This is a genomic window from Flavihumibacter solisilvae (assembly GCF_000814475.1).
In the GTDB taxonomy this organism is placed as follows: domain Bacteria; phylum Bacteroidota; class Bacteroidia; order Chitinophagales; family Chitinophagaceae; genus Flavihumibacter; species Flavihumibacter solisilvae.
Window position 1 is genome coordinate 62,375 of record NZ_JSVC01000015.1, and the last position, 23,894, is coordinate 86,268.

General features: G+C 47.9%; 16 protein-coding genes. 10 read left to right on the forward strand and 6 right to left on the reverse strand.

From position 1 onward, the window contains the following. Nucleotides 1-3: 3 nt before the first annotated feature. Nucleotides 4-822, reverse strand: a complete 819-nt coding sequence (locus tag OI18_RS13195) for a cyclase family protein (RefSeq protein WP_039140480.1) — start codon at nt 820-822, stop codon at nt 4-6. A gap of 25 nt (nt 823-847) precedes the next feature. Beyond that, entirely contained in the window at nt 848-1,615 is a 768-nt protein-coding gene (locus tag OI18_RS13200; RefSeq protein WP_082037964.1) for a DeoR/GlpR family DNA-binding transcription regulator, read from the reverse strand. Nucleotides 1,616-1,822: 207 nt separating this feature from the next. On the opposite strand from OI18_RS13200, the gene OI18_RS13205 reads away from it, so the two are divergent. From OI18_RS13205 to OI18_RS13245, 9 genes are read left to right on the forward strand one after another with little or no spacing between them, the layout of a single operon-like run. After that, nucleotides 1,823-3,412: a glycerol-3-phosphate dehydrogenase/oxidase gene (locus OI18_RS13205; protein ID WP_072039010.1), complete on the forward strand. Its 1,590-nt coding sequence runs from the start codon at nt 1,823-1,825 to the stop codon at nt 3,410-3,412. 26 nt (nt 3,413-3,438) lie between these two features. Further along, nucleotides 3,439-4,776, forward strand: a complete 1,338-nt coding sequence (glpT, locus tag OI18_RS13210) for a glycerol-3-phosphate transporter (protein WP_039140483.1) — start codon at nt 3,439-3,441, stop codon at nt 4,774-4,776. 29 nt (nt 4,777-4,805) lie between these two features. Beyond that, complete coding sequence (locus OI18_RS13215) at nt 4,806-7,967, forward strand: SusC/RagA family TonB-linked outer membrane protein (RefSeq protein WP_052273192.1); 3,162 nt, start codon at nt 4,806-4,808, stop codon at nt 7,965-7,967. A gap of 28 nt (nt 7,968-7,995) precedes the next feature. After that, the gene (locus OI18_RS13220; RefSeq protein ID WP_039140890.1) at nt 7,996-9,471 is read left to right on the forward strand and encodes a SusD/RagB family nutrient-binding outer membrane lipoprotein; all 1,476 of its coding nucleotides are present in this window, start codon (nt 7,996-7,998) and stop codon (nt 9,469-9,471) included. A 34-nt stretch (nt 9,472-9,505) separates the two neighbouring features. Continuing rightward, a complete protein-coding gene (locus OI18_RS13225; RefSeq protein WP_039140485.1) occupies nt 9,506-10,801 on the forward strand; it encodes a DUF5689 domain-containing protein in 1,296 nt (431 codons plus the stop codon). After that, on the forward strand, nt 10,801-12,219 hold the full coding sequence (locus OI18_RS13230) for a calcineurin-like phosphoesterase C-terminal domain-containing protein (RefSeq protein WP_039140486.1): 1,419 nt from the start codon (nt 10,801-10,803) through the stop codon (nt 12,217-12,219). The genes OI18_RS13225 and OI18_RS13230 overlap by 1 nt, the downstream gene beginning before the upstream one ends. Continuing rightward, a complete protein-coding gene (locus OI18_RS24250; RefSeq protein WP_152616820.1) occupies nt 12,219-13,730 on the forward strand; it encodes a glycerophosphodiester phosphodiesterase family protein in 1,512 nt (503 codons plus the stop codon). The genes OI18_RS13230 and OI18_RS24250 overlap by 1 nt, the downstream gene beginning before the upstream one ends. Nucleotides 13,731-13,742: 12 nt before the next feature. After that, on the forward strand, nt 13,743-15,239 hold the full coding sequence (gene glpK, locus OI18_RS13240; protein ID WP_039140488.1) for a glycerol kinase GlpK: 1,497 nt from the start codon (nt 13,743-13,745) through the stop codon (nt 15,237-15,239). Nucleotides 15,240-15,288: 49 nt separating this feature from the next. Next, a complete protein-coding gene (locus OI18_RS13245; RefSeq protein WP_039140490.1) occupies nt 15,289-15,999 on the forward strand; it encodes an MIP/aquaporin family protein in 711 nt (236 codons plus the stop codon). An 84-nt stretch (nt 16,000-16,083) separates the two neighbouring features. Here the strand turns inward: OI18_RS13245 and OI18_RS13250 are convergent, their stop codons facing one another. The 3 genes from OI18_RS13250 to OI18_RS13260 all read right to left on the reverse strand — a co-directional run bounded on the left by OI18_RS13250 (nt 16,084) and on the right by OI18_RS13260 (nt 21,512). Next, on the reverse strand, nt 16,084-17,340 hold the full coding sequence (locus OI18_RS13250) for an epoxide hydrolase family protein (protein WP_052273193.1): 1,257 nt from the start codon (nt 17,338-17,340) through the stop codon (nt 16,084-16,086). A gap of 35 nt (nt 17,341-17,375) precedes the next feature. Beyond that, nucleotides 17,376-18,653 carry an epoxide hydrolase family protein gene (locus OI18_RS13255; protein ID WP_052273194.1) on the reverse strand — a complete coding sequence of 426 codons (1,278 nt, stop codon included), beginning with the start codon at nt 18,651-18,653 and terminating at the stop codon, nt 17,376-17,378. A gap of 318 nt (nt 18,654-18,971) precedes the next feature. Further along, a complete protein-coding gene (locus OI18_RS13260; protein ID WP_039140492.1) occupies nt 18,972-21,512 on the reverse strand; it encodes a BamA/TamA family outer membrane protein in 2,541 nt (846 codons plus the stop codon). Between the two features lie 174 nt (nt 21,513-21,686). Between OI18_RS13260 and OI18_RS13265 the strand changes: the two genes are divergently transcribed. Continuing rightward, nucleotides 21,687-22,469, forward strand: a complete 783-nt coding sequence (locus tag OI18_RS13265) for a hypothetical protein (RefSeq protein WP_152616821.1) — start codon at nt 21,687-21,689, stop codon at nt 22,467-22,469. Here the strand turns inward: OI18_RS13265 and OI18_RS13270 are convergent. After that, nucleotides 22,463-23,881 (reverse strand): sugar porter family MFS transporter, encoded by a 1,419-nt coding sequence (locus OI18_RS13270; protein ID WP_052273195.1) that lies wholly within the window; start codon nt 23,879-23,881, stop codon nt 22,463-22,465. The genes OI18_RS13265 and OI18_RS13270 overlap by 7 nt on opposite strands. Nucleotides 23,882-23,894 lie beyond the last annotated feature (13 nt).

Consider the following 23,894-nt stretch of genomic DNA (forward strand, 5'->3'; position numbering starts at 1 on the left):
GTTTTAGCTGGCGGGTATCCAGGCTGCTATTCTTAATGGTCCGCCGCTGCCGCCTTTTATTTTCATGGGCAGTGCCATAATATAAATGCCCGATGCGGGCAAAGCCTGGATATTGGCCACATTTTCAAAAGCCGGGATATTATTACCCATCAGTACCTGGTGCGTTCTAAAGTCTTTTGACTGTCCATAATCGATACTTGGTGTATCGAGCCCTGCTGCTTTAATTTTTCGATTATTTACCAGCCAGGTTGCAGCATCGGGGTGCAGGCCCGGAAAATGTAATTGATCAAGGGCCGCAGGTCCTTTGGCATTGGTTCCGAAATACCTGGCAGCATCGGGGTAGTAAGCACCGAATCCGGTACGGAATAACACGATACTGCTGTCAGGGATAGTTTTATGCTCTTTCTCCCAACTTTCAATATCGGCTATGCTTACCTGGTAGTCGCTGTTCGCCAGCGCCTTAGCTGAAACATCAATCACTACTGCGTTGCCACAGAGCTGTTCAATGGTCAACGCGTCCACGCTCATCCTGCCTTCGGCGAAATGGACAGGCGCGTCGAGGTGTGTTCCGCCATGTTCCGGGCTGCAGAACGAATATGCGGAGTAATAGTAGCCGGCTTCCGTGCGCCCGTTAAAATTCGTATCTAGTCGAAAAGTTGTGGTTGCAGTGGGCCAGTATAAGGTCTGGTTCGAAAATTCGTAGCTCAGATCGATCCATTTTCCTTTTGAGAAAAAAGCAGCCGCATCTGGTTTCTGTGGTTCGGGTGTCTGGCATCCGGCAAGAATTAGCAAGGCAGAAATACAGAAGTTTATTTTGCACATCGTAAAAATGGTTTATGCAATCAGGTCAGGCAACGATCGTGACTTCAATCCCCATGTCCATAAGTGATTTTCGCATATGATCGGAAATACCACTATCGGTAATGATCTGTACGATTTCGTCTAATGCGCATATTCGGCCAAATCCGCGCCTGCCGAACTTGCTCGAGTCGGCAAGTACAATGGTCTTTTGTGCCGTAGCCATCATCTTCCTGTTTAGTCGCGCTTCTTCCACATGGGTGGTGGTCAGGCCAAACTCAAGATCAATACCATCAACCCCTATGAACAATTTGCTGCAGGCAAAATCATCGAGTGCACGTTCTGCATACACCCCCGTCGCGGAGGAGGAGCTTTTTCGGAGCATCCCACCCAGCACCAGCACTTCAATTTCAGGGTGCTGGTTAAGTTCAGTGGCCACGTTCAGGGCGGCAGTGATCACAGTGAGGTTTCCTTTTGGTTTAATATTCCTGGCAAGCGATAACACTGTGGTGCCCGAACCGATAATAACACAATCATTCGGTTCAATCAACTCCGCCGCCACCGCGCCGATTTCGGTCTTCTCATCTGCATGAAGCTTCTCCTTTTCACTAACATGCCTGTCACTGGTATACGGGTTACCTGCTGTAGCACCACCGTGCGTCCGGAACAAGAGGTTTTTATCCTCAAGTAATTTCAGATCCTTTCGGATGGTTACAGATGATACTTTCAAATCCCTGCACAGCTCCAGCACGTTTACGTTTCCTTCCTCTTTAAGTCGCAGCAGGATTAATTGATGTCTTTCCGCTAATGTGCTCATAATGAATACAAAGTACCGAATTCCCATTGAGAAAAGAAAAGAAGCCGGGAGTGCGGTTTTATGCGGGCTGCGAAAGCAGGTGAAAACTACAGTTTCGCAAGTATTTACGAATTATTTTAAATGAAACCGAAATTTTAATTTTTATATTTCATTTTGTTATTAATTTGGTTTCGAATTAGAACTAATCGAAACCTACTGAAATAGCTTATGATGGAAATGAAAGGCATTGACGGGACCTATGATCGTGCTGCATACTTAAGTAAACTCGCAGAACCCGGATCGGAATGGGATATATTGGTAATCGGTGGCGGTGCAACCGGTCTTGGTGTCGCACTGGAAGCAGTTTCCCGTGGTTACAAAACCTTGCTGGTTGAACAGGCAGATTTTGCCAAAGGAACATCCAGCCGAAGTACAAAACTGGTACATGGGGGCGTGCGTTACCTCGCCCAGGGCGATATACGCCTGGTGCGCGAAGCCAGTATCGAAAGGGGATTGCTTCACCGCAATGCTCCTCACCTGGTTAAAGACCAACTTTTCATAGTTCCCGTATATTCCCTGCTCGACAGGCTGAAATACACAATCGGCCTCAAATTGTACGATCGGATCGCAGGCAAACTCAGGCTGGGACCATCTGTATTTATTTCGAAAGAGGAAACCCTCAGGAGGTTACCGGGAATCCGGGCAGCCGGATTGAAAGGAGGGGTGGTGTACCACGACGGTCAGTTTGATGATTCCCGCCTTGCCGTGAATATCGCGCAGACCATCTGGGAAAATGGTGGCGATGCCATCAATTACATGAAGGTTGTGGGCTTGTTCAAATCACAGGATGGTAAACTCACCGGGGCTTCGGTTCTGGATATTGAATCAGGTAAGCAATACCGCATATGCGCGAAGGTGGTGGTGAACGCCACTGGTGTGTTTGTAGATGACATCCTGCAACTCGATAACCCGGGTGGTGGCCGTACTATTTGCGTCAGCCAGGGTGTTCACATTGTGCTGGATAAATCATTCTATTCTGCCGACGCCGCGCTGATGATCCCGCGTACCAGTGACGGCCGGGTGTTGTTTGCCGTTCCATGGCACGATAAAGTGGTTGTGGGCACCACAGATACGCCTGTTGACACAGCCGAACTCGAGCCACGCGCACTTGAAAAAGAAATAAACTTTATCCTCGATACAGCCAGTGCCTACCTCGAAAAAGCGCCTCAACGTTCAGATGTGCTGAGCGTGTTTGCAGGGCAACGCCCACTAGCTGCTCCTAAGAATGGTGAACAGACAACCAAGGAAATTTCACGCAGTCATAAGATCATCGTTTCCCCTTCACGACTCTTCACCATGCTCGGCGGAAAATGGACCACATACCGCAGGATGGGAGAAGATATGGTGAACCGGATAGAACAGGAACTGAAATGGATGCATCGGTCAAGCACAACCGCAAACCTTTCGCTCCACGGGGCCATTTCACCTTTATCCCACAGTGATCCTTTTTATTTCTACGGAAGTGATGCAGCACTTATCAAAGAACGTATTAACGGAACGGCAGGACAATGGCTGAGTGAAAAATTAAAGATCCATCCTCAGCAGGTAAAATGGGCTGTCGAAAAAGAAATGGCAAGAACGGTGGAAGACGTGCTGGCCCGCCGCACCCGAGCACTGTTACTCGATGCTGCGGAGAGCCGGCGGATAGCACCAACTGTTGCGTCCATAATGGCACAGTGCCTTCAAAAAGACGATGACTGGGTGCAGGAGCAGGTCACGGCATTTACAAAGCTCGCAAACGACTATACCCTTAAATGAAAATGTGCTCAAAACGATAAGTAGCTATGCCATCCCTGAAAATCCTTCAACCCGCCGCACATCAACCATTGATCGCGGCAGAGAACATCGACCCTGAATATAAAAAACAACGCCTCCGCGTTTTTCTCGGCATCTTTATCGGTTATGCCGGTTACTACCTGGTACGGAAGAATTTTTCTCTTGCAATGCCTGACCTGGTGGAAAGAGGTTATACCAAAGCCGAGCTCGGAATTGCCCTGTCCGGGGTATCCATTGCGTATGGACTCAGTAAATTCCTGATGGGTAACGTATCGGATCGCAGCAATTCGAGGATCTTTCTATCGCTCGGTCTCGTGTTGTCTGCTGTTACGATGATCTGCATGGGAGTATTTCCATTTGCTACCGGATCCATTGCCATCATGTTCTCCCTTCTTATGGTGAACGGCTGGTTCCAGGGAATGGGCTGGCCGGCCTGCGGACGCGTAATGGTGCATTGGTTTTCCGTTCGTGAACGCGGAGTGAAAATGTCAATCTGGAACGTTGCGCATAATGTCGGCGGCGGACTTATCGGTCCGCTCGCGATTCTTGGTGTTGCCCTCTTCAGTGATTGGCAAAGCAAATTCTATTTTCCCGGCATTATAGCATTGGTCGTGGCCGCTATTGCGTATGTTCTTGTCCGTGATACGCCACAATCGTGCGGACTTCCCACTATCGAGACCTACAAGAAAGAATTTTCACCCCAGTACAATGAGTCCCATGAAAAGGAAATGTCAGCTCGGCAGATCTTCATGGACTATGTTTTGGTTAACAAAATGCTTTGGTTCATTGCGCTCGCAAATGTTTTCGTTTATTTGGTCCGTTATGGCGTGCTTGATTGGGCTCCTACCTACTTGCAGGAGGCCAAGGGATTCTCCATCAAAGAAGCCGGTTGGGCTTATTTCGCGTACGAATATGCCGGTATTCCCGGAACGCTGCTCTGTGGCTGGATCAGCGATAAACTATTCAACGGCAGGAGAGCTCCCGCCACAATCATTTACATGCTGCTGGTATTGCTTGCGCTGTGGGTGTACTGGACTAACCCTCCCGGACAACCGCTGGTAGACAATATTGCCCTGATCGCAATCGGGTTCCTTATTTATGGACCGGTAATGCTGATCGGTGTGCAGGCGCTTGACCTGGTGCCAAAAAAAGCCGCAGGAACTGCTGCGGGACTGACGGGACTCTTCGGGTATCTCGGCGGGGCATTATTTGCCAACATAGCAATGGGGTACGTGGTGGATCATTGGGGATGGGATGGAGGATTCATGGTTCTGTTCGCCTCATGTATTCTGACCATACTTTTCACCGCACTAACCTGGAAAAAAGAAAAAACTAAGACTTTTTAATACAAACCAACTAAAATCAAGATTGCTTTATGAGGACTTTATGGAGCTTATTCCTGCTGTTCTTTGCCACATCACTGGCAGCACAGCAAAAGACCATCAGCGGCATGGTAAAAAACGCGGAAGACGGTACTCCGGTAACCGGCGTTTCCATCCAGGTCAAAGGCACTGCCACGGGAACAACAACCGATGACCAGGGCCGTTACACCATTGCCGCTTCCCCCAGCCATGTATTGGTTGCCTCCGCTGTAGGTTTCAACACTTTGGAACAAACAGTGGGTAACCGGACTACAATCGATTTTTCCCTCAGCAGCGCAACAAAAGAGCTCGAGAATGTCGTGGTAACGGCATTGGGTATACGCCGTGAAGAAAAGGCGCTGGGTTATGCCGTTTCAAAAGTGAAGACTGAAGAGCTGACGGACGCCATGTCGAACAACTGGAGCAATGCCCTAACCGGTAAGGTGGCAGGCATCAACCTGGTGAAGTCCGGCGGCGGGCCGTCCGGCAGTAACAAGATCATCCTCCGCGGCGAAAACTCACTCGGTGGTAACAGCGCTGCGCTCATCGTTGTTGACGGTGTGGTAATCAGCAGCAGCAGTGGGAATATGACCGGTACCGGAAGTTCTTCTTACCTGCAGGGCGAATCACCTGTTGACTTCGGCAGCAGCATCAACGATATCAATCCAGATGACATCGAGAGTGTGTCGATCCTTAAAGGCCCTGGTGCCTCCGCACTTTACGGTGCACGCGGAGCAAACGGTGCCGTCATCATCACCACCAAATCCGGTCGTGCGCTCCAGAAAGGACTTGGTGTAAGCGTGAGCTCGAACACTATGTTCGAATCAGTGAACCGCTGGCCCGAATACCAGTATGAATTCGGTCAGGGCGCATCCCAGCAACATACCTGGTATTCATATAATGATTCGGAAGATGGCCAGAGTACCCGCAGCACCAGTTCTGCCTGGGGGCCTGCATTTAATGGCCAGTCTTACTACCAGTACGATCCTGTTACGCGCACTAAGGGCGAATCGAGGACTCCCTGGGTTCCGTATAAAGACAACCGTAAAGATTTCTTCCAGACGGGCCGTACATTCACAAACTCAGTTACTATCGAAGGTGGTAACAAAATGACACAGGCCCGGCTTTCACTTACCAACCTCAATAACAAATGGATTGTTCCAAATACCGGCTACAAACGGAATACTGTCGCACTTTCGGTAAACCAGAAAGTGTCGGAGAAACTTCAGCTCGCTACGAAGGTGAACTATACCAACAAAAGCAGTGACAATCTTCCTTCTACAGGGTACAACAACCAGAGCATCATGTATTTTATCCGGGGTATGACTCCCAACATGAACCTCGACTGGTTCAGGGAGTACTGGGTACCGGAGCAGGAGCAGATCTCACAGACAAGACCATTCAGCAGTCTCCTCGATAACCCTTACCTGATCAGCTACGAAATGCTGAATAAAACATCCCGACATGGGGTAATCGGTAATATCTCTGCAACTTATAATTTTACAAAAGACCTCAGCCTTTTGGTACGTTCGGCGCTTGACTACTCGTCTGAGTATCGCTCGCAGCAACGGCCGTTCGGTACGAACAAGTTTGCTGAAGGTATGTTCCGCACACAAAATATCTTCGCACAGGAAATCAACTCCGACTTCCTGGTGCGGTACAACCGCCCAATCACCAAAAAACTCGGTTCCAATTTCTCTGTAGGTGGAAGCACCATGACGAACAGGTATGTACGTGACGAGAACAGGGCCGACCAGCTGAACCTACCCGGTTATTACAAGCTGGCTAACAGCAAGAACCCTGTTGTATCACTTCCTTACCGTGCCGATTACAAGGTGAACAGCTTCTATGGACTCGCGCAGTTCAGCTATGACAACTTCCTGTTCCTCGATGTAACTGCACGTGAAGACTGGGCAAGTACACTCGCAACACCTGATAATGACAAAAACGCTGACTTTTTCTATTCATCAGTAAACGCGAGTGTGGTTGTGTCTGAAAAGCTGAAACTTCCTTCGGTGATCTCCTTCCTGAAACTTCGTGCATCATATGCCGGGGTGGGTAGTGGTGGAACCATTCCTTACCTCACAGCGTACGCTTATGCGCCGACGTTGTTCCCGGGTGGACTCTCTAACCCGACAGCAATCGCCAATCCGGACCTGATGGCACTGCTCACACAGAGCTTTGAAGCCGGTTTGGATATGCGTTTCCTGAACAACCGCATTTCACTCGATGTGGCAGTTTATCGCAACAATACAAAGAACCAGATCTTCCCCGTGCCTATTGATCGTGCTTCCGGCTATGAAGCAACAATCGCAAACGCAGGCCTCGTGCGCAACTCGGGAATTGAAGTGCAAATGAATGCAAATGTACTTCAGTCGAAGAGCGGCCTGAGCTGGAATGTATATGGTACTTTCAGTGCCAACCAGAACAGGGTAGTGGAGCTGGTAGACGGTGTCGACACTTATGTAATGTCTACCGGTCCTGCAAACCGTGGCTCTGTTGAAGCAAGGCCGGGCGGTCGCATGGGCGATATGTATGGCATCGGTTACGAACGTACGCCTGATGGCCAGATCATTTACAACGAACAGGGCTTACCTGTACGCACCACTACAATCAAGTATCTCGGTAACACCAATCCTAAATGGAAGGCTGGTATCGGTAATGACCTTAAGTACAAAAATTTCGGCCTGAGCTTCCTGTTCGATGGACAGTATGGCGCTGTGGCATATTCGCTTACCCACGCTGTTCTTGCTGAAGAAGGCAAGCTGAAGAAGACCGTTCCCGGACGATACAACGGGATCATAGGCGATGGCGTGCGACTGGATGCCTCTTCACAGAAATATGTAAAGAATGATATTGTAGCAACCAATATCCAGGCTTACTATGATGCACATTTCAACCGTGATAACGTTGAAGCCAATACTTTCAGCACTGATTACATCAAACTGCGTGAAATGCGGATCGATTATACTTTCAGCGGTAACGCTTTGAAAAAACTTGGATTGCAGCGTGCAACGGTGGGACTATACGGAAGGGACCTGCTGGTGATCTCTGAATGGCCCTCGTTCGATCCTGAGTTTGGAACCCTGAATGACGGCACGATCAATGCCGGATTTGAGATTGGGCAGTTCCCGTCGACCCGCAGCTTCGGCATCGCAATCAATTTTGGTCTCTGATCTTTCACCAACATCAATGAAGCAAATCATGAAACAACATAAACTGATCTTTGGCGGACTGCTCGCACTCAGCCTTTTTACTATGAGTGGCTGTACCAAGGATTTTAAGGAAACCAATACTGATCCCAACAGGATGCCGGAAGCAAGACCGGAGCTTCTGCTGGAGTCGGCAATCTATAGTGCGGTAAAAGCAAACCAGACCCGCGCTCTTCGCCTTACTCATGAACTCATGCAGGTGCATGTTACAACCATCAATTCAGATGAGATTCACCGTTATATCATTCGGCCATCGGAATCTGACTATATGTGGAATGCCTGGTACCTGCAGATGACCAACTTCCGCGACATGTATGAAACCGCGAAGAAGTTGCGCAATCTTCCCAACCAGACCTATTATGATTCCTATATGGGAATGGCCCTGATCATGGACACCTGGCTGGCTTCCCTTGCGACGGATACTTACGGCGATGTGCCATACACTGACGCTAACAAAGGGCGGAGTGATAACCTTTATCAGCCCACGTTCGACCGGCAGCAGGTCATCTACGACAGCATGTTCCATAAACTGGAAGAGGCAAATACGCTGCTTGCTCAGAACATCGCCCTGCCCGCTGCAAACCTGGTCCGCGACCCCTTGTTTGCCGGAAATATCAGTCAATGGCGCAAGTTTGGCAACAGCCTTTACCTGCGCCTGCTGCTGCGTGCATCGGACCGACCTGAGTCCAATGCGGTAGTAAAAATCAAGGAGATCTGCGAAACCAATACAGCATTATATCCCTTGATGAACAGTAATGCTGAATCGGCGGTTTTGCGCTTTACGACCACTGCGCCTTTCGTCTCGGCCTTCAATACTTACCGCGATTATGACTTCAACGGTGATAACGGCCTGACACAGTTCTTTATCAATACGCTGAACAACTGGGCAGACCCCAGGCTGACGAAATGGGCCAACACAGTTGGTGGAGTATACGAAGGAATTCCAAGCGGCTATGCGCCTGGTCAACAACCTGAACGCATGTCTAGCTATAATGCAGCGCTCAAAAATGAACCGTTGCTGGGGAATATCCTGAATTATGCAGAAGTCCAGTTTATGCTGGCGGAAGCATCACTAAAAGGATACTTCAACGGTACTTCGCAAACCTATTATAACAATGGGGTGAATAACGCCATTACATTCTGGGGACTCGCAGTTCCGGTTGATCACCTGCTTAATCCTGCCATTACCTGGGTAGATGCAGAAACAACCGAACAGAAAATGGAAAAAATCATCACCCAGAAATATTTCACCCTGTTCTTTACGGATTTCCAGTCGTGGTATGAACACCGCCGTACAGGTTACCCTGTTCTTCCTGTTGGACCTGGCGTTCAAAACAATGGAGAAATGCCTGCGAGACTGCAATACCCCGTGTCGGTTCAGTCACTCAACCGCACAAACTATGATGCAGCTGTTTCGGCTATGGGCGGTGACCAGATTAACGTAAAAGTCTGGTGGCAAAAAGACTAACAGGTAAGAATTCTTCAACATTCAACTAACTAACATGAACAAACGCATATATACTTTGCTGGCTGCGCTGCCACTATTGCAACTGGCTGCCTGCAAAAAAGACGTTAATCCGGCAGAAGGTACGCTAAACGACCAGGCTGCGCTTTATGTGGTACGCGACACATGGCATAAGGGCGATGTGGCCCTGGGCCCATCTACCCTGGGAGGAGCATCCTTTACAACAGGTACAGTCATTTCTGATGCCTCTAACGGGAATATTGCTTCCGGATCCTTCATTATCCAGTCAACTACTCTCACTGCCAACCAGGCAACGGATCTCACCCGGGGAATCATTATCGACATGGGAAGCGGCACGCAGGTTCCCTATGTTCCCGGCGATTCGCTGATGGTGAACATCGCCGGTGCCACCCTGAAACGCATCAACGGAAAACTGACGATCCAGGGAGTGACCTCCGATAAGGTGACAAAGCTGGCTGAAGGCAGGCAGGTTTACGTACGCCCGGTGAACCTGGCAATCCTGAATAACATGTTTGATGTTTTCGAATCGACGCTGGTTGCTGTGCATGCTGATATCAATGATTATTCAGCAGGACAAACATTTTCCGGCCTTCATCCCATCGGAGATAATACTGGCAATCTTTTCCTGCATACTACTTCTGGTGCTGCTTTTGCTGGTGCGGAAACGCCACAGAATGCCCGCTTCATGGGAATTGTGGGATATAAGAACGATAACGGAAACGATACGGCCGGCGCCCAGCGCACCATAAGTTTGCGTTCGCTTAACGACACAAGCTTTGTGAGTGGCACTATTTACAGTGGATTTCCCGAAAGTTTTGAATCACCCGATTTCACAGAGAAGTCGAGCTACAACATGACCGCGACTTCCAACAATATTGACCTTGCTACCGGCAATTGGAAACTGCAGCAGGCAATCCTGGGAAATACACCTATCCGTGACCGTTTCAACCTGCCGGGTAAACAGTGTATCCGAATGCAACAGAACCTTACGAGCAGTGCATATGTGCAAATGAACTTTGATCTTCCGGATGGCGCTTCTAAAGTGACGGTGTTTTACGGGAAGTATTATACCGATCCCCGGAGTACTTTCAGGCTCGAATATTCGATCGACGGTGGTACGACCTGGGTGGTTGCAGGTACCAATGTAAATGATATGCCGGAACAGGGCTCCAACCAGGCCAGTTTCATGGTGAATGTTAGCGGACCCGTTCGATTCAGGATCAACAAACTGGGCCTGGGTGCATCCAGCTCAACAGTGCAGAATGGTCGTTTGTGTATCGAGGATATTGTTGTTTACAAACAAATTCAATAATGCAAAGAAGAAAATTTGTTGCCAACCTGTTCTGGCTTACAGGAGGCATCATGGTAGGAAGCGATCTGCTGGCAGGCAGCTCGCTTTCCTTCCGTAAAAAGATAAAAGGAACGATAAGGGCGAACGGTGAAGGGCTTTCTAACGTAGTTGTCAGCAATGGCTTCGACGTGGTGATTACAGACCGCGATGGTGACTATACACTTCCTGTCCGTCCTGAAGCGGAATTTATTTCTGTATCTACTCCATCCGGCTACGCGTTTCCGGCAGAAAAAGGGATTTCAAGAAGTTATGTAAGCCTGGCCGAAGCTGGTAAGAACCAGCTTGATTTCAACCTCGTTCCGCTTGATCGTGAGGACAACGAACACCAGTTCATCATCTGGGCCGACCCGCAGGTCAAGAATAAAAAAGATGTAGGGAAAATGATGGCTGAATCAGTTCCCGATGTGAAACAGTTGGTAAATGCTGCAGGCAATGGTGCTTTACTGCATGGCATCACTGTGGGTGACCTGATGTGGGATGACCTTTCCCTATTCGGGGATTATGACAAGGCTGTAGAACAGATGGGAATTCCTTTTTTCCAGTGCATCGGTAACCATGATATGGATTATAATAAAGGAGGGGATGAAGCCTCGGACGACAGTTTCCGCAGGCAATACGGTCCGACTTATTATTCGTTCAATCGTGGTAAGGCTCATTATGTGGTGATGGATGATGTGCGTTATCTTGGTAAGGATCGTGATTATGACGGGCATATTTCACAACAGCAGCTCGAATGGCTGAAGAAAGATCTCGCTTACATTTCCAAGGACCATCTGCTGATCATTTGTGTGCACATTCCCGTTCATGATGGTGTGAAGAACAACCAGGAATTATACGACCTGCTGAAAGGATATGAGCACGTGCATATCATGTCTGGCCATACTCATTATAACAAGAACGTGATCCGTAATGGCATTTATGAACATAACCATGGAACGGTTTGTGGCGCATGGTGGACTGGCCCGATCTGTGGTGATGGCACTCCCAGTGGTTATGGTGTCTATTCTGTAAAAGGAAATAAGCTGACATGGCAATACAAGGGTACCGGATCCCATATTGATGAACAGGTGAAATTGTTTGTTGAGAAATCACAGGATGGCGAGCAGCATCTTATTGCCAACGTCTGGAACTTCGACCCGGAATGGAAGGTTGAATGTCGTGCAGGCGATCAACGCCTCCCGTTGCTGCAGTTCAAGGGATTTGATCCGCATGCAACTGCAACCCTGCTTGGACCGGAACTACCCAAACCGCGCGGATTTGCGGAACCCAAAAAAACTGATCACCTGTTCAGGGCTGTACTGCCTGCAGGTGCAACCACTGTAACCGTTACAGCAACCGACCGATTTGGTAAACAATACACTGCAACCTATAACAGCTGATGATGCAAAGAACTTTCCTGATGCTTTGTACTGCTGGTTTAACAACGCTTTCGTTCGCACAGGGAACGAAATGGGACAGTACTTACCGACCGAATAACTACCAGGTAAAAGTGGACCAGTTCAGGCAACTGCCCAATGATGCAGATGATATTTACTTCCTGGGAAACAGTATTACTGCCGGAATTGACTGGAATGAATTGCTCGGCGTTTCGAATATCCGGAACCGTGGCATCTCTGGCGACATCAGCTTTGGCGTTCTGGAACGCCTCGATGAAGTGATCGAAGGCAAACCTGCAAAGCTGTTCCTCCTGATCGGGATCAATGATATTTCAAGGAACATTCCCGACAGCATCATTGTTGCTAACTATCGCAACATAGTGCGAAGAATGAAGGCGGGGAGTCCCCGTACGCGTTTGTACCTTCAGACCATACTACCGGTGAATAACCAGTTCACGCAATTCAAAAACCATTACAACAAGGATGGGCATATCCTTTTTGTAAATGATGCCATCAAAAAAATTGCGAAGGAGTTCGACGCAGTTGTAATTGACCTGCATGCACATTTCCTGGACAAAGACGGCCGGTTGGTAAAACAGTACACACACGATGGCTTACATCTTACTATTGAAGGCTATCATCACTGGGCTTCTTTACTGAATTCTGACGGCTACATTCAGGGTAGTAAGTCGCCTGTATTCCCCGCCTTTTCAAAGGAAGGGCACCGGGGAAGCCGCGGACTGATGCCTGAGAACACTATCCCGGCAATGGAAAAAGCAATCGACTGTGGTGTTACCACACTGGAAATGGATGTGGTAATCTCGAAGGACAGGAAGGTGGTGGTTTCGCATGACCCATATTTCAATGCGGATATCACGATTACACCTGAGGGAAAACAACTAACAAAATCGGAAGCGTCGGCCCGCGTTTTGTACGGAATGGATTACGACAGCATCCGCCGTTATGATGTAGGTTCAAAATTGCATCCCGGTTTTCCGCAACAACAGAAAATGCCGGTCCATAAGCCCTTGCTGTCTTCTCTTATTCGCGCTGCAGAATCTTACGCAAAGGAAAACGGGGCGGGACCAATGTGGTATAATATTGAAACGAAGACAAGTGCCGGTGGCGATGGTGTTAGGCATCCTGCGCCGGAAGAGTTTGTAGACCTCCTTGTGGCATTACTTAAAGAGGAAGGAATTCTTTCACGCACCGTAATCCAGTCGTTTGACATCCGTACCCTGCAGGTATTGAACAGGAAATATCCTTCCATTAAAACCTCGCTGCTGATAAATGCGAACGATAGCCGGTCGCTAAAAAAGCAGATCGATGAATTAGGCTTCTTGCCATTTGTATATAGTCCTCACTTTAAACTCGTAACTACTTCGCTTGTGCGTGATTGTCATGAGAAAGGGATTAAAGTAGTACCTTGGACCGTTAACACAAAAGCAGATATCGAGGCAATGAAAGTGTTGCAGGTGGATGGTATCATTTCAGATTACCCTAACCTATTCTAAAAAACGATTGACATGTCTAAATACGTACTGGCGCTCGACCAGGGCACAACAAGTTCAAGGGCAATCCTTTTCGACCGAAAGGGGCAGATCATCCGGCAGGCGCAGAAGGAATTCACCCAGCATTATCCACAACCAGGTTGGGTTGAGCATGACCCGGAAGAGATCTGGTCATCTCAGTTTGCCGTTCTGGCTGAAGTGCTTGCCAAAGCAGGGATCACGACTGGCGACGTTGCTGGTATCGGCATAACCAACCAGCGTGAAACGACTGTTGTGTGGGACCGTAAAACTTCCAGGCCGGTTTATAATGCAATAGTATGGCAGGACAGAAGAACCGCGGCTTATTGTGACCAGTTACGAGCAGAAGGTTATGAAACAATGATCCGCAATAAAACCGGCCTTCTTCCCGACGCTTATTTTTCTGCCACGAAAGTGAAATGGATCCTCGATAATGTGAGTGGCGCGCGGGAAAAAGCGATGAACGGTGAGCTTGCTTTCGGAACCATAGATACCTGGCTATCATGGAAACTGACTAACGGAAAAGTGCATGTGACAGACCTTAGCAATGCATCCCGCACGATGTTACTGAATATCCGGACCTGTGAATGGGATGAAGAACTATTAAAATTATTTGATATTCCTGCTTCAATGCTGCCTTCCGTTGTTTCAAGCAGTGGGCAGTATGCAGTTACAGATTCCGTCGTTTCCGGCACGCATATTCCTTTGGCGGGGATTGCCGGCGATCAGCAGGCAGCTTTGTTCGGCCAGCAATGCACTCAACCGGGAATGGTGAAGAATACATATGGAACAGGTTGCTTCATGCTGATGCATACGGGTGAGAAAATAGTCCACTCAACCCACAACCTGCTAACCACGATAGCCTGGAAAGTTAACGATCGCGTTGAGTACGCAGTTGAAGGAAGTATCTTCATTGGCGGGGCGGTAGTGCAATGGTTACGTGATGGATTGCAATTGATCCGGACCTCTGGTGAAATCGGCGAACTGGCCGGCAGTACTTCCCATACCGATGGCGTTTATATGGTTCCGGCATTTGCCGGTCTCGGTGCGCCGCACTGGAACCAGCATGCACGCGGCACCCTGTTCGGCCTTACGCGGGGAACAACGAAAGCTCATGTCGCGCGCGCTGGCCTCGAGAGCATTGCTTACCAGACTATGGAAGTGTTAAAAGCTATGGAAGCCGATGCCGGGCTGCCGATCAAAGAACTACGTGTTGATGGTGGCGCAACAGTGAATGACCTTCTCATGCAATTTCAGTGTGACTTGCTGCAGGTTCCTGTGGTTCGCCCGAAAGTCTATGAAACAACTGCACTTGGGGCCGCATACCTTGCAGGACTAGCTGTGGGATATTGGGAAAGCGAAGAGGCGATCCGTAGTCAATGGACGGCCGACCGCTACTTTCATCCTGCAGCACCTGCTGAAGCCATGGAACCGCTGATCCGCGGCTGGCACCGCGCGGTGAAAGCCAGCGTGGCATGGGCGAATGAATCCTGAATTTGTTGTCTCTTTTGAATTTTTCATTTTTACTTTTTAATTTGACCAGATGAACAATTGCTTTGCCGAATTCCTTGGTACCCTCATTTTAATCCTGTTCGGAAATGGAGTAGTTGCTAATGTGCTCCTGCAGAAATCCAAAGGCCAGAACAGTGGCTGGATTGTGATCACTTTTGGTTGGGCGATGGCGGTATTTGTCGCCGTATTCGCTGTTTCAAAGTATAGCGGAGCGCATCTTAATCCCGCTGTCAGTGTTTGCCTTGCGCTTGCCGGAAAATTTGACTGGTCACTGGTGCCGATGTATATACTCTGCCAGGTGGCAGGAGCTTTCTGTGGTGCCCTGCTGGTTTGGCTGACTTATCGCCAGCATTTCGCCGCAACTGAGGATGCTGGGCTCAAACTTGCCGTGTTCAGCACCGGTCCTGCCATTCCAAACAGGTTTTACAACCTGCTCACTGAAACTATTGCCACCGCCATCTTCCTTTTGCTTGTATTGATGATAGTGTCACCATCAAATAGTCTTGGTTCTATTGATGCCCTGCCGGTTGCCCTGCTGGTATTGGCCATTGGTCTCAGTCTTGGTGGTCCAACCGGTTACGCTATCAATCCGGCCCGCGACCTTGGCCCGCGGATGGCACATGCAGTGCTGCCTATGGGGAATAACAAGAACAGCCAGTGGGTATACGCATGGATCCCGGTTGTTGGTCCACTGTTGGGTGCTGTTCTCGCAGCAATGGTATTCAAGGCAATCAGTCAATAAATTAATCGATACGTAAGTAAACAAAAAGGACACGAAATCTATTCGTGTCCTTTTGTATTAGCTGTCGTATTATCTTTTTCTTTCTCAGCGTAATGTCCTGAAACCGGTACGCAACGCGTCAATGATCCGTTGGGGTCGTTCCCACGAAGGGAAATGCGCGCCTTTCTCCTCTTGCCTGTAGTATACCAGGTTGGGATATGCCTGTTCTGACCAACTCTTTGGGGCCTGGTAAAGTTCGCCGGGGAAAACGCTCACTGCAGTCGGCACCTTCACACCTTTCGGAGTAAAAAACGGAAACTTGTTTTCCCAATAGATCCGGCTTGCTGACACACCTGATTTTGTGAACCAGAAAAGGGTTATGATATCAAGCAGATCATTCCTGGAAAGGCCTTCATCATAAACTGAAAATAGTCGCGCATCAGGTTTTTCGTTGTCCGCGTTCTGAAACAGTTCTGTCGCCGGCGGATAGAATAAGGCCGTTATTGGGTCGAGCAGGAATGCTGCCAGTCCAATCGGAGAATCAATCAATCCGGCAAGCGCCTGTGGACGCGATGCCAGGTAATAGGCATAATGCACGTTTTTGTAGGCTTTGCTTAATTGCTCATAGGCACGTTGTTCTTCCTGGGTAAGACCTGCAGGTACCGGTGCACCGGTTGCTGAAGCCTGGTGTATATTATCGGGGACCACACCCGGCATATTGGAATGTAGACCAATTATATTTTCCGGAAATTGTGCTGCCAACAGGTCTACGGTGATTGCGCCCCAGTCTGTTCCATGTAAAAAGTACCTGTCATAACCCAGCCGGTTCATAAGTGTCGCCCAGGCAACTGCAATCTGTCCCGGATCCCAACCTGTCGTTGTTGGTTTTCCTGAAAATCCATATCCCGGAAAGGAAGGCAATACCACATGAAAGGCATCGGATTCATTGCCGCCATATGCTGTTGGATTAATCAGGGGGTCGATTATCTTCAAATGTTCAATGATAGTTCCGGGCCATCCATGCGCAAGAAGGATCGGCCTGGCATTTTCATGATTAGATCGGGCATGGATAAAGTGGATGTCAACGCCGTTGATTTCTGTAAGAAAATTAGGGTACGAATTCAGTTTGGTTTCCACCTTTCGCCAGTCATATTCATTGGCCCAAAACTTCGCAAGTTCCTCGATTGTGGACAGCTGAATGCCCTGCGATATGTCGTTGACTGTTTCTCTTTCTGGAAATCTCGTCGCCAGGATGCGGCGTTTCAACTCGTCCAGTTCAGATTGAGGAATGGTTACCTTAAAAGGACGAATGTCAATGACGGATCCTTTTACTTGTGACGCAGTGCTTTCAGGCTGTTTCATTTTTTGAAGTTATAAGATGAAATGGTTGGGTTTATTTATTTACGGAGGGAACGGAATGAGTTGCGGAGTTCCTGAGTGAAGATTTCCGGCTGTTCCCATGCTGCAAAGTGACCACCTTTCTCAAGCTTGTTGTAATAGATCAGGTTAGGATATGCTTTTTCTGCCCAGCTGCGCGGAGTTTGATAAAGCTCATCAGGGAACGCGCTTACAGCAACAGGTACTGTTACACCCTTCGGACTGAAGTAGTTTGATTTGTTCTCCCAATAGAGACGGGCAGCTGAAATCGCCGTATTTGTAAACCAGTAGAGAGAAACGTTATCAAGTACATCATCTTTGGTCAGGCCTTCCTTTTGCCCTGCGAACGTACGTGTAATTAGGGCCATGCTGCGAGGGTCGTGGTCAAGGAGGAAAGTTGCCAGTCCTACCGGTGAGTCTGCCAACCCTGTCAAAGTTTGCGGACGTGATCCCATAAAGAAAGCATAATAAACGTTCTTATAAGTAACACTCACCTGATCGTATGCATGCCTTTCATCTGGAGTAAGGCCTGAAGGTGCGGGTGCACCAGCGAATGCCGATTTGTCAATGTCTGCCGGAATTGCGCCAGGCATATTGGTATGAATGCCTAATAAGTCATTTGGTGACTGTACAGCCATGATATCCACAATAACCGAGCCCCAGTCTCCACCTTGTGCAAGGAATTTTTTATAACCCAGCCGCTTCATTAATGTCACGTATGCCTTTGCAATTCTGTCAGGGTTCCATCCTGTTGTTGTCGGCTTCCCTGAGAATCCGTAACCGGGCATCGATGGTATCACCACATCAAATGCATCTTCAGGTTTACCTCCATAAGCCACGGGATTTGTCAACGGATCAATGAGTTTCATCAGTTCGATGAAGGAGCCCGGCCAGCCATGGGTAAGAATAATTGGAAGTGCATTTTTTTCTTTTGAACGGACATGAACGTAATGAATGTCTACCCCGTCGATTTTCGTAAGGAAATGTGGATACCTGTTCAGCCTCGCCTCGGTTTTGCGCCAGTCATATTTGGTTGCCCAATAGGTCGCAAGTTCGTGAACGGTTTTCGATGGTACACCCTGGGAGTGATCATTGACTGTTTCTTTTTCAGTCCAGCGGGTTGCTATAATTCGCTGTTTAAGGTCTGCCAGTTCAGATTCCGCGATCTGCACTTTGAACGGGCGGATGGCTGTATCAGCCGCAGCCGTCTGTGCATTACTAACTGTTCCAAGCAGGAGGGATCCTGCTACCAATACTCCTCCGAAGAGGGACCTGCGGATTTTGTTCGCTGTTGTCATTGTTTGATGGTTTTGATGTTTGATATGTTGATTTGAAATGAGACGAATAGAGTGGAACAAACGTTCCAGATTAAGAGAAAAAAAAGGATTCAGTGAATCAGGATGTAAAGCTATACAAAATGGAACGAATGTTCCAAATGTAAACCTGAAAATAATTGTTAAGCATTCTTGAAACGAAAAATGCAATGTCTGTCAGTGCTGGGCTCATCGTAGTGGCTGAATGATTAGGTATTAATTTCTGTTTCATGACACAAATATAGAAACAATGGAACAGTCGTTCCAAATAATTAAATGAAAAATACTGTTAAAGGAATAGTTTTAAAAGAAAAAGCCTCCCCTTAATACTATCATTCCCGTTTCTTCAGAAAGCCCATAGTGCAAAGTCAATGCTGCGCGGTTATAAGGAAGCAGGAAAATTCCACCACCATAACCCAAATGCAGCGTGGAAGAATGCTCGTCCTCGATCCAGACACGACCATCGTCGAAGAAGGCAAACAAACCAAACCTTCCCCTGATTATGGCTCCTTTAAAACTTGTTAAACTAAGGCGTAATTCTGTATTCTGATAAAAGCTTGATTTTCCTGTGAAACGGCTTCTCCAATAACCGCGCAGGTATTGGTCTCCGCCAATCGAGTTTGCCTGGTAGAATTCATATTTCCCGAATATGGTCGCTGCGCCCGTACGATGTGCAAATACCAGGTCGTGCAGCAAGGGATAGTAAAATGATGCCGAACCATTCAGTTTCAGCATTTTCCTGTCGCTTTTATCAAGGTTGTCGGTGTAGGAAAATCCACTGTTCAGTTGTATTCCCTTGGTTCGCCAGATCTCAGCCAATGCAGTTGACCAGTCCAGTTGCCCGTTAACACCTCCAAAGTGTAAAGTTGTAAATGTGGCTGAATCGAGTTTTGCATCTGGAGAAGTGACGAATTTCTCCTGGTGACTGTTTACATATGCCGATTCATAATGCAGACCGAAGCGCAGGTAGGTTTTTCTCCAGGCTCTGCTGGCGCCGGGACTAAAAGCAAAATTATTGGCCTTTACCCTGAAATAAGATTTGTCATGACCGTTGAGTTCGGTTTCATTTCCGTATCCATAAAAGTTGAATGTATACCGTGGCCCCTTGTAATACGCTGTCAGATCGAAGTCCCATTTTCCAAACGTTTGCTTGAATAGTCCGTTGTAGCCAAATCCATAAGCGCCTGTTCCGGAAGCATAATGAAGAACAACGCTTTGCTGCCATCCGAATGGGGTTTTTCCCCATGTCTGTCGCCTGTATATGAGTCCGATACCAATAGCGAAGCCATCGTCTGGGTTGTAAGCCGGCAGGATCCTCGGAAAATACCAGTCGTAAGTTACCCAGTTGCGACGGTAGCGGTACAATGTATCCCATTTTTCGTTCGACTTGAAAATTTTGTCTGATGGCGTTTGTAAATAGACACTGTCAAACGATCTTATCCGTTTCCCCTGGATCCGGATTTCATTTGAAAGATATTTATCATTGCCGTCGCCGCCCAATACACGGATGTTAAATTTGTTCGGTGCTTTGCCTTCTATAGTGAAACTGTCATCTCCGCCAAGGCCGTATATATTGATTTCCTTTGTTTCCTTTCGGACGAATGTCCGGTGATAAAAAGTGTCATTCCCGGGTAACAGGCCTGTTACAGAAACCTGTCCCTTCTTATCCTGTGAGATGGTGAACTGTTCTGTCTCTTCTGAACCATTTATGCAAACACGTTTGCTGATCACATCATAATATCGTAGTCCGTCCTTCATCAGGTGGTTTCTCCTTTCAGTCAGTCTATTGATCAGAAAATCACCGGAAATATTATATACTTCCTTAGGCATGGCATGAATTGCCTCTTTGATCGAAGCATCTGTCAGGTGCTTCTGTGCGAAGCTGATCCGCTCCTTCCATTCATCTTTCGTCAGCTCATTCATAAATTGACGGTCGAGGTTTCTTGCTATAAAGTTCATTCCCCTCACATCCTTTATATGTGAATGCATGTGTTGCAGTTGTCGGATTGTCCACGGTCTTGTAAGTTGGTAAAGGAAAACGCCATCGGTTTTCAGGAATGCCTGATCCCTGTCTCTGGCTATCGGGATGAAAGTTTCATGATCATTATTTTTATATGTTGCCCAGATCCACTGGTCTTCGTGCCGGTCCCAGTCGTTAATGATCATATCGAATAACCTCACCTGTAGAAATGCCTGTTGATCTACACGATTCCTGGTGCTTTCAAAAACCTTTTCAAACATCTTTTCCGAATTGACAATATTATCAGCGTTGCCAAACAGCTCATTGTGTTCCCATCCTTTACCCGAAGGACGTTCCTCCAGCATACATAGCTTATTCGCAAAGACAGGCCGGAATTCACCTAGAACAGGGTCATCGGGAATATAGTAGATCCTGGGATGGGTATGTTTGAGTTGAATGGCATCCGCCATTTCTGCTGCAGCGAGCGGACTATAGGGATGTGCAGTGCTAAGTTGGTCAGTAGCCAGTGCATGGAGAAAAGTACCCCTGAATTCTATCGGCACAAGAATATCGATGCTCTTGTCCATTGTTCGCAATACATATTCATGGCCTTCGTTGGTCAGTATGCGTAATGATTTCGACTGGTGACCACCGCCCGCTTTCAATGGTACGGCACCGCCTTCCAAGGTATCGAGGTGCAGCACCGGGAAGGCGACAGGGGTGACCCATTCCTGTCGGTAATGTTTGCCCCACCAGAATGTTTTCCAGCCATTGGCTTTGTATTGTTTTCCTGCCGGCATGGTAACCGGTAGCGAATCCTGTGCCTGTATATACAGGAAGGAAATGGAGAATATAAATATTCCCATCCCGGTAAACTTATTCATGGCGCTGCGGTTGTCGCACAAAGTTCCCAATCCCGGCGACTATTCCAATGAATTAATAGTTACGGCCGCAACCACCACCTAAGTTTGTCCCATTTACCCCTGTTCGATAGAAATTGCGCAAAATAACTTTGAAGGGCCATTACCAATACTACGTCACCACCTAAATTACCTGACATGCTTCGCCAACTTTTCATGCAGTCAATTGCAACTTGCGTTGCAGTTCTGTCATTTACCCACCTGGTCGCCCAGGAAACTGCCGGAACACAGCTTGAAAAAATGCCGGCTGACCTGGAATCTGATTTTGCCCGAAGTGCCTTGCCACCACACCTTCGCATGGAGGCTACCGTTTACCTGCTGGATCCACAGAAAGGATTTTATGTCGGGCACCAGGGGAGCAACGGATTTATCTGTTTTGTTTCACGCACCGAATGGGAGTGGAGCGAATTCAGGAAGGATCTGGCCACGCCTATCAGCTATGACGCTGAAGGCGCCAAAAACATCTTCCCTGTTTACATGGCTGTTGCCGAAATGCGCGCTTCTGGAAAATTTACACCAGCACAAATTAAAGACACGATGATCTCGCGTATTAACAGGGGAGTTTATAAAGCACCTGCCCGGGAAGGTGTGTCCTATATGCTGGCGCCTTTGATGCGGGTTTACCCCGGTTTGCCCGATAACAACACCATTGTTACCGTGAGTTACCCGCACTACATGTTCTATGCTCCCTATATCACCCATGCAGAATTAGGATTCAGGAAGGAATCACAGGATAGTCCCATGCTTCTTAATCCCGCCAGCTTTGTGATGGGTGAAAAGAAGGGTCCTCATGGTTATATCATCTTCGCTGCAGGAGAAGCAGAACGCAAGAGAATTGTTAGTGAGGGAAAAGACCTCATGAAACGACTAATGGAATATAAACCCTGGTTCAGGGTCGAATCGCAGGCCGGGCATCACTGAATATTCAATACGCTTCCATGTATGGCATCTTTATCCTTCGCGAACATTTTTTCAATTTCTTCCAGGCTTTTTCCTTTCGTTTCCATCAGCTTGCTTTTAGCATATAAGAAAGACAGGAAGCAGAAGAAGGAAAAGATAAAGAATGTTGCAGCGATACCGAGCCCGTCACGCAGGATAGGAAACAGTAGATTCACCAGCCAGTCGGAAACCCACATGGTCATAATACAAATTGACAAAGCCTGGCCCCTGATATGGGTTGGAAATATTTCGGTTGAAATGACAAACTTCAATGGGCCGAGTGAAAGCGCAAAAAATAATAGAAAAAGCATAATACAACTGAGCATCCACCATCCGGTAATGTTCATCCAGAAACAAACGCCGGTTAATGCCAGAGATATCGCCGCGAAGATTGAGCCATACAGGTATAGTGGGCGACGTCCCCAGCTATCTACTTTCATAATGGCGACGAAAGTAAAGAGCATATTGGCAACACCTAATATTACCTGGTAAAACAGTGCATCGCTGGTTACTATACCCGCTGATTTCATTATTGTAGGGCCATAAAATATGACTCCGTTAATACCACTGAGCTGCGACAGCGCCGTGAGTACCATGGCCAGCATAAGTAGCTTACTGAGCGGCTGGCGCATCAATTCGCTGAAACCGCCTTTTTTTTGCGATGCCATTTCCCTGATGGCCTCTAAGTCAGCAGCCGCATTTTGTTTACCGGAAGTTTTTATCAAAACGGCCAGCGCTTCATCTGTCCTTCCGTACTGTACCAGCCAGCGTGGGCTTTCGGGTACGATGAAAAGCAGCAGAGCGAATGCAAGAGCAGGAAAAACTCCCACTAAGAACATGCCTCGCCACACGTTTTCTATAAATAACCAATGTAGTAATCCGTTACTGTCACCCGTATAGGCCGCTGCATTTCGCTGCAGAAAAAAGTTGCTGATGTAAGCCGCCAGGATACCGACCGTGATTGCCAGCTGGTAAAAAGTCACCAGGCCTCCGCGTTTGTTTGCGGGAGAGATTTCGGAAATATATAACGGTGATACGTTCGATGCTACTCCAACACCCATTCCAGCCAGGATGCGAAAAGCGATTAAAACGGCGTAATCTTCAGAAAATGCAAAACCTACAGCGCTGATGATAAACAGGAAAGCAGCAATGAATAAACCTTTTCGCCTGCCAATCCTGTCACTGAGATAACCCGAAAACGCCACTCCGGCAATACAACCCAGCAGCGCGCAGGAAACAAATAAACCTTCCTGGGAGGCAGACAGTCCATATTGCAATTTGACAGGCTCGATTATACCGCTGACAACGGCCATATCAAAGCCAAAGAGAAAACCTCCCAGCGCTGCAATAAGCGTGATGAGAGCGATAAACTGGTTTGTTTTTGCCTGCAACATAAGCTTTCGTTAG

What these genes read in the sequence shown, in the direction of transcription:
- OI18_RS13265 (WP_152616821.1), top strand. Translation starts at nt 21,687, where the DNA reads ATGCTTCGCCAACTTTTCATGCAGTCAATTGCAACTTGCGTTGCAGTT.
- OI18_RS13205 (WP_072039010.1), top strand. Translation starts at nt 1,823, where the DNA reads ATGATGGAAATGAAAGGCATTGACGGGACCTATGATCGTGCTGCATAC.
- OI18_RS13245 (WP_039140490.1), top strand. Translation starts at nt 15,289, where the DNA reads ATGAACAATTGCTTTGCCGAATTCCTTGGTACCCTCATTTTAATCCTG.
- OI18_RS13225 (WP_039140485.1), top strand. Translation starts at nt 9,506, where the DNA reads ATGAACAAACGCATATATACTTTGCTGGCTGCGCTGCCACTATTGCAA.
- glpT (WP_039140483.1), top strand. Translation starts at nt 3,439, where the DNA reads ATGCCATCCCTGAAAATCCTTCAACCCGCCGCACATCAACCATTGATC.
- OI18_RS13250 (WP_052273193.1), bottom strand. Translation starts at nt 17,340, where the DNA reads ATGAAACAGCCTGAAAGCACTGCGTCACAAGTAAAAGGATCCGTCATT.
- OI18_RS13260 (WP_039140492.1), bottom strand. Translation starts at nt 21,512, where the DNA reads ATGAATAAGTTTACCGGGATGGGAATATTTATATTCTCCATTTCCTTC.
- OI18_RS13195 (WP_039140480.1), bottom strand. Translation starts at nt 822, where the DNA reads ATGTGCAAAATAAACTTCTGTATTTCTGCCTTGCTAATTCTTGCCGGA.
- glpK (WP_039140488.1), top strand. Translation starts at nt 13,743, where the DNA reads ATGTCTAAATACGTACTGGCGCTCGACCAGGGCACAACAAGTTCAAGG.
- OI18_RS13220 (WP_039140890.1), top strand. Translation starts at nt 7,996, where the DNA reads ATGAAACAACATAAACTGATCTTTGGCGGACTGCTCGCACTCAGCCTT.
- OI18_RS13230 (WP_039140486.1), top strand. Translation starts at nt 10,801, where the DNA reads ATGCAAAGAAGAAAATTTGTTGCCAACCTGTTCTGGCTTACAGGAGGC.
- OI18_RS13255 (WP_052273194.1), bottom strand. Translation starts at nt 18,653, where the DNA reads ATGACAACAGCGAACAAAATCCGCAGGTCCCTCTTCGGAGGAGTATTG.
- OI18_RS13200 (WP_082037964.1), bottom strand. Translation starts at nt 1,615, where the DNA reads ATGAGCACATTAGCGGAAAGACATCAATTAATCCTGCTGCGACTTAAA.
- OI18_RS13270 (WP_052273195.1), bottom strand. Translation starts at nt 23,881, where the DNA reads ATGTTGCAGGCAAAAACAAACCAGTTTATCGCTCTCATCACGCTTATT.
- OI18_RS13215 (WP_052273192.1), top strand. Translation starts at nt 4,806, where the DNA reads ATGAGGACTTTATGGAGCTTATTCCTGCTGTTCTTTGCCACATCACTG.
- OI18_RS24250 (WP_152616820.1), top strand. Translation starts at nt 12,219, where the DNA reads ATGATGCAAAGAACTTTCCTGATGCTTTGTACTGCTGGTTTAACAACG.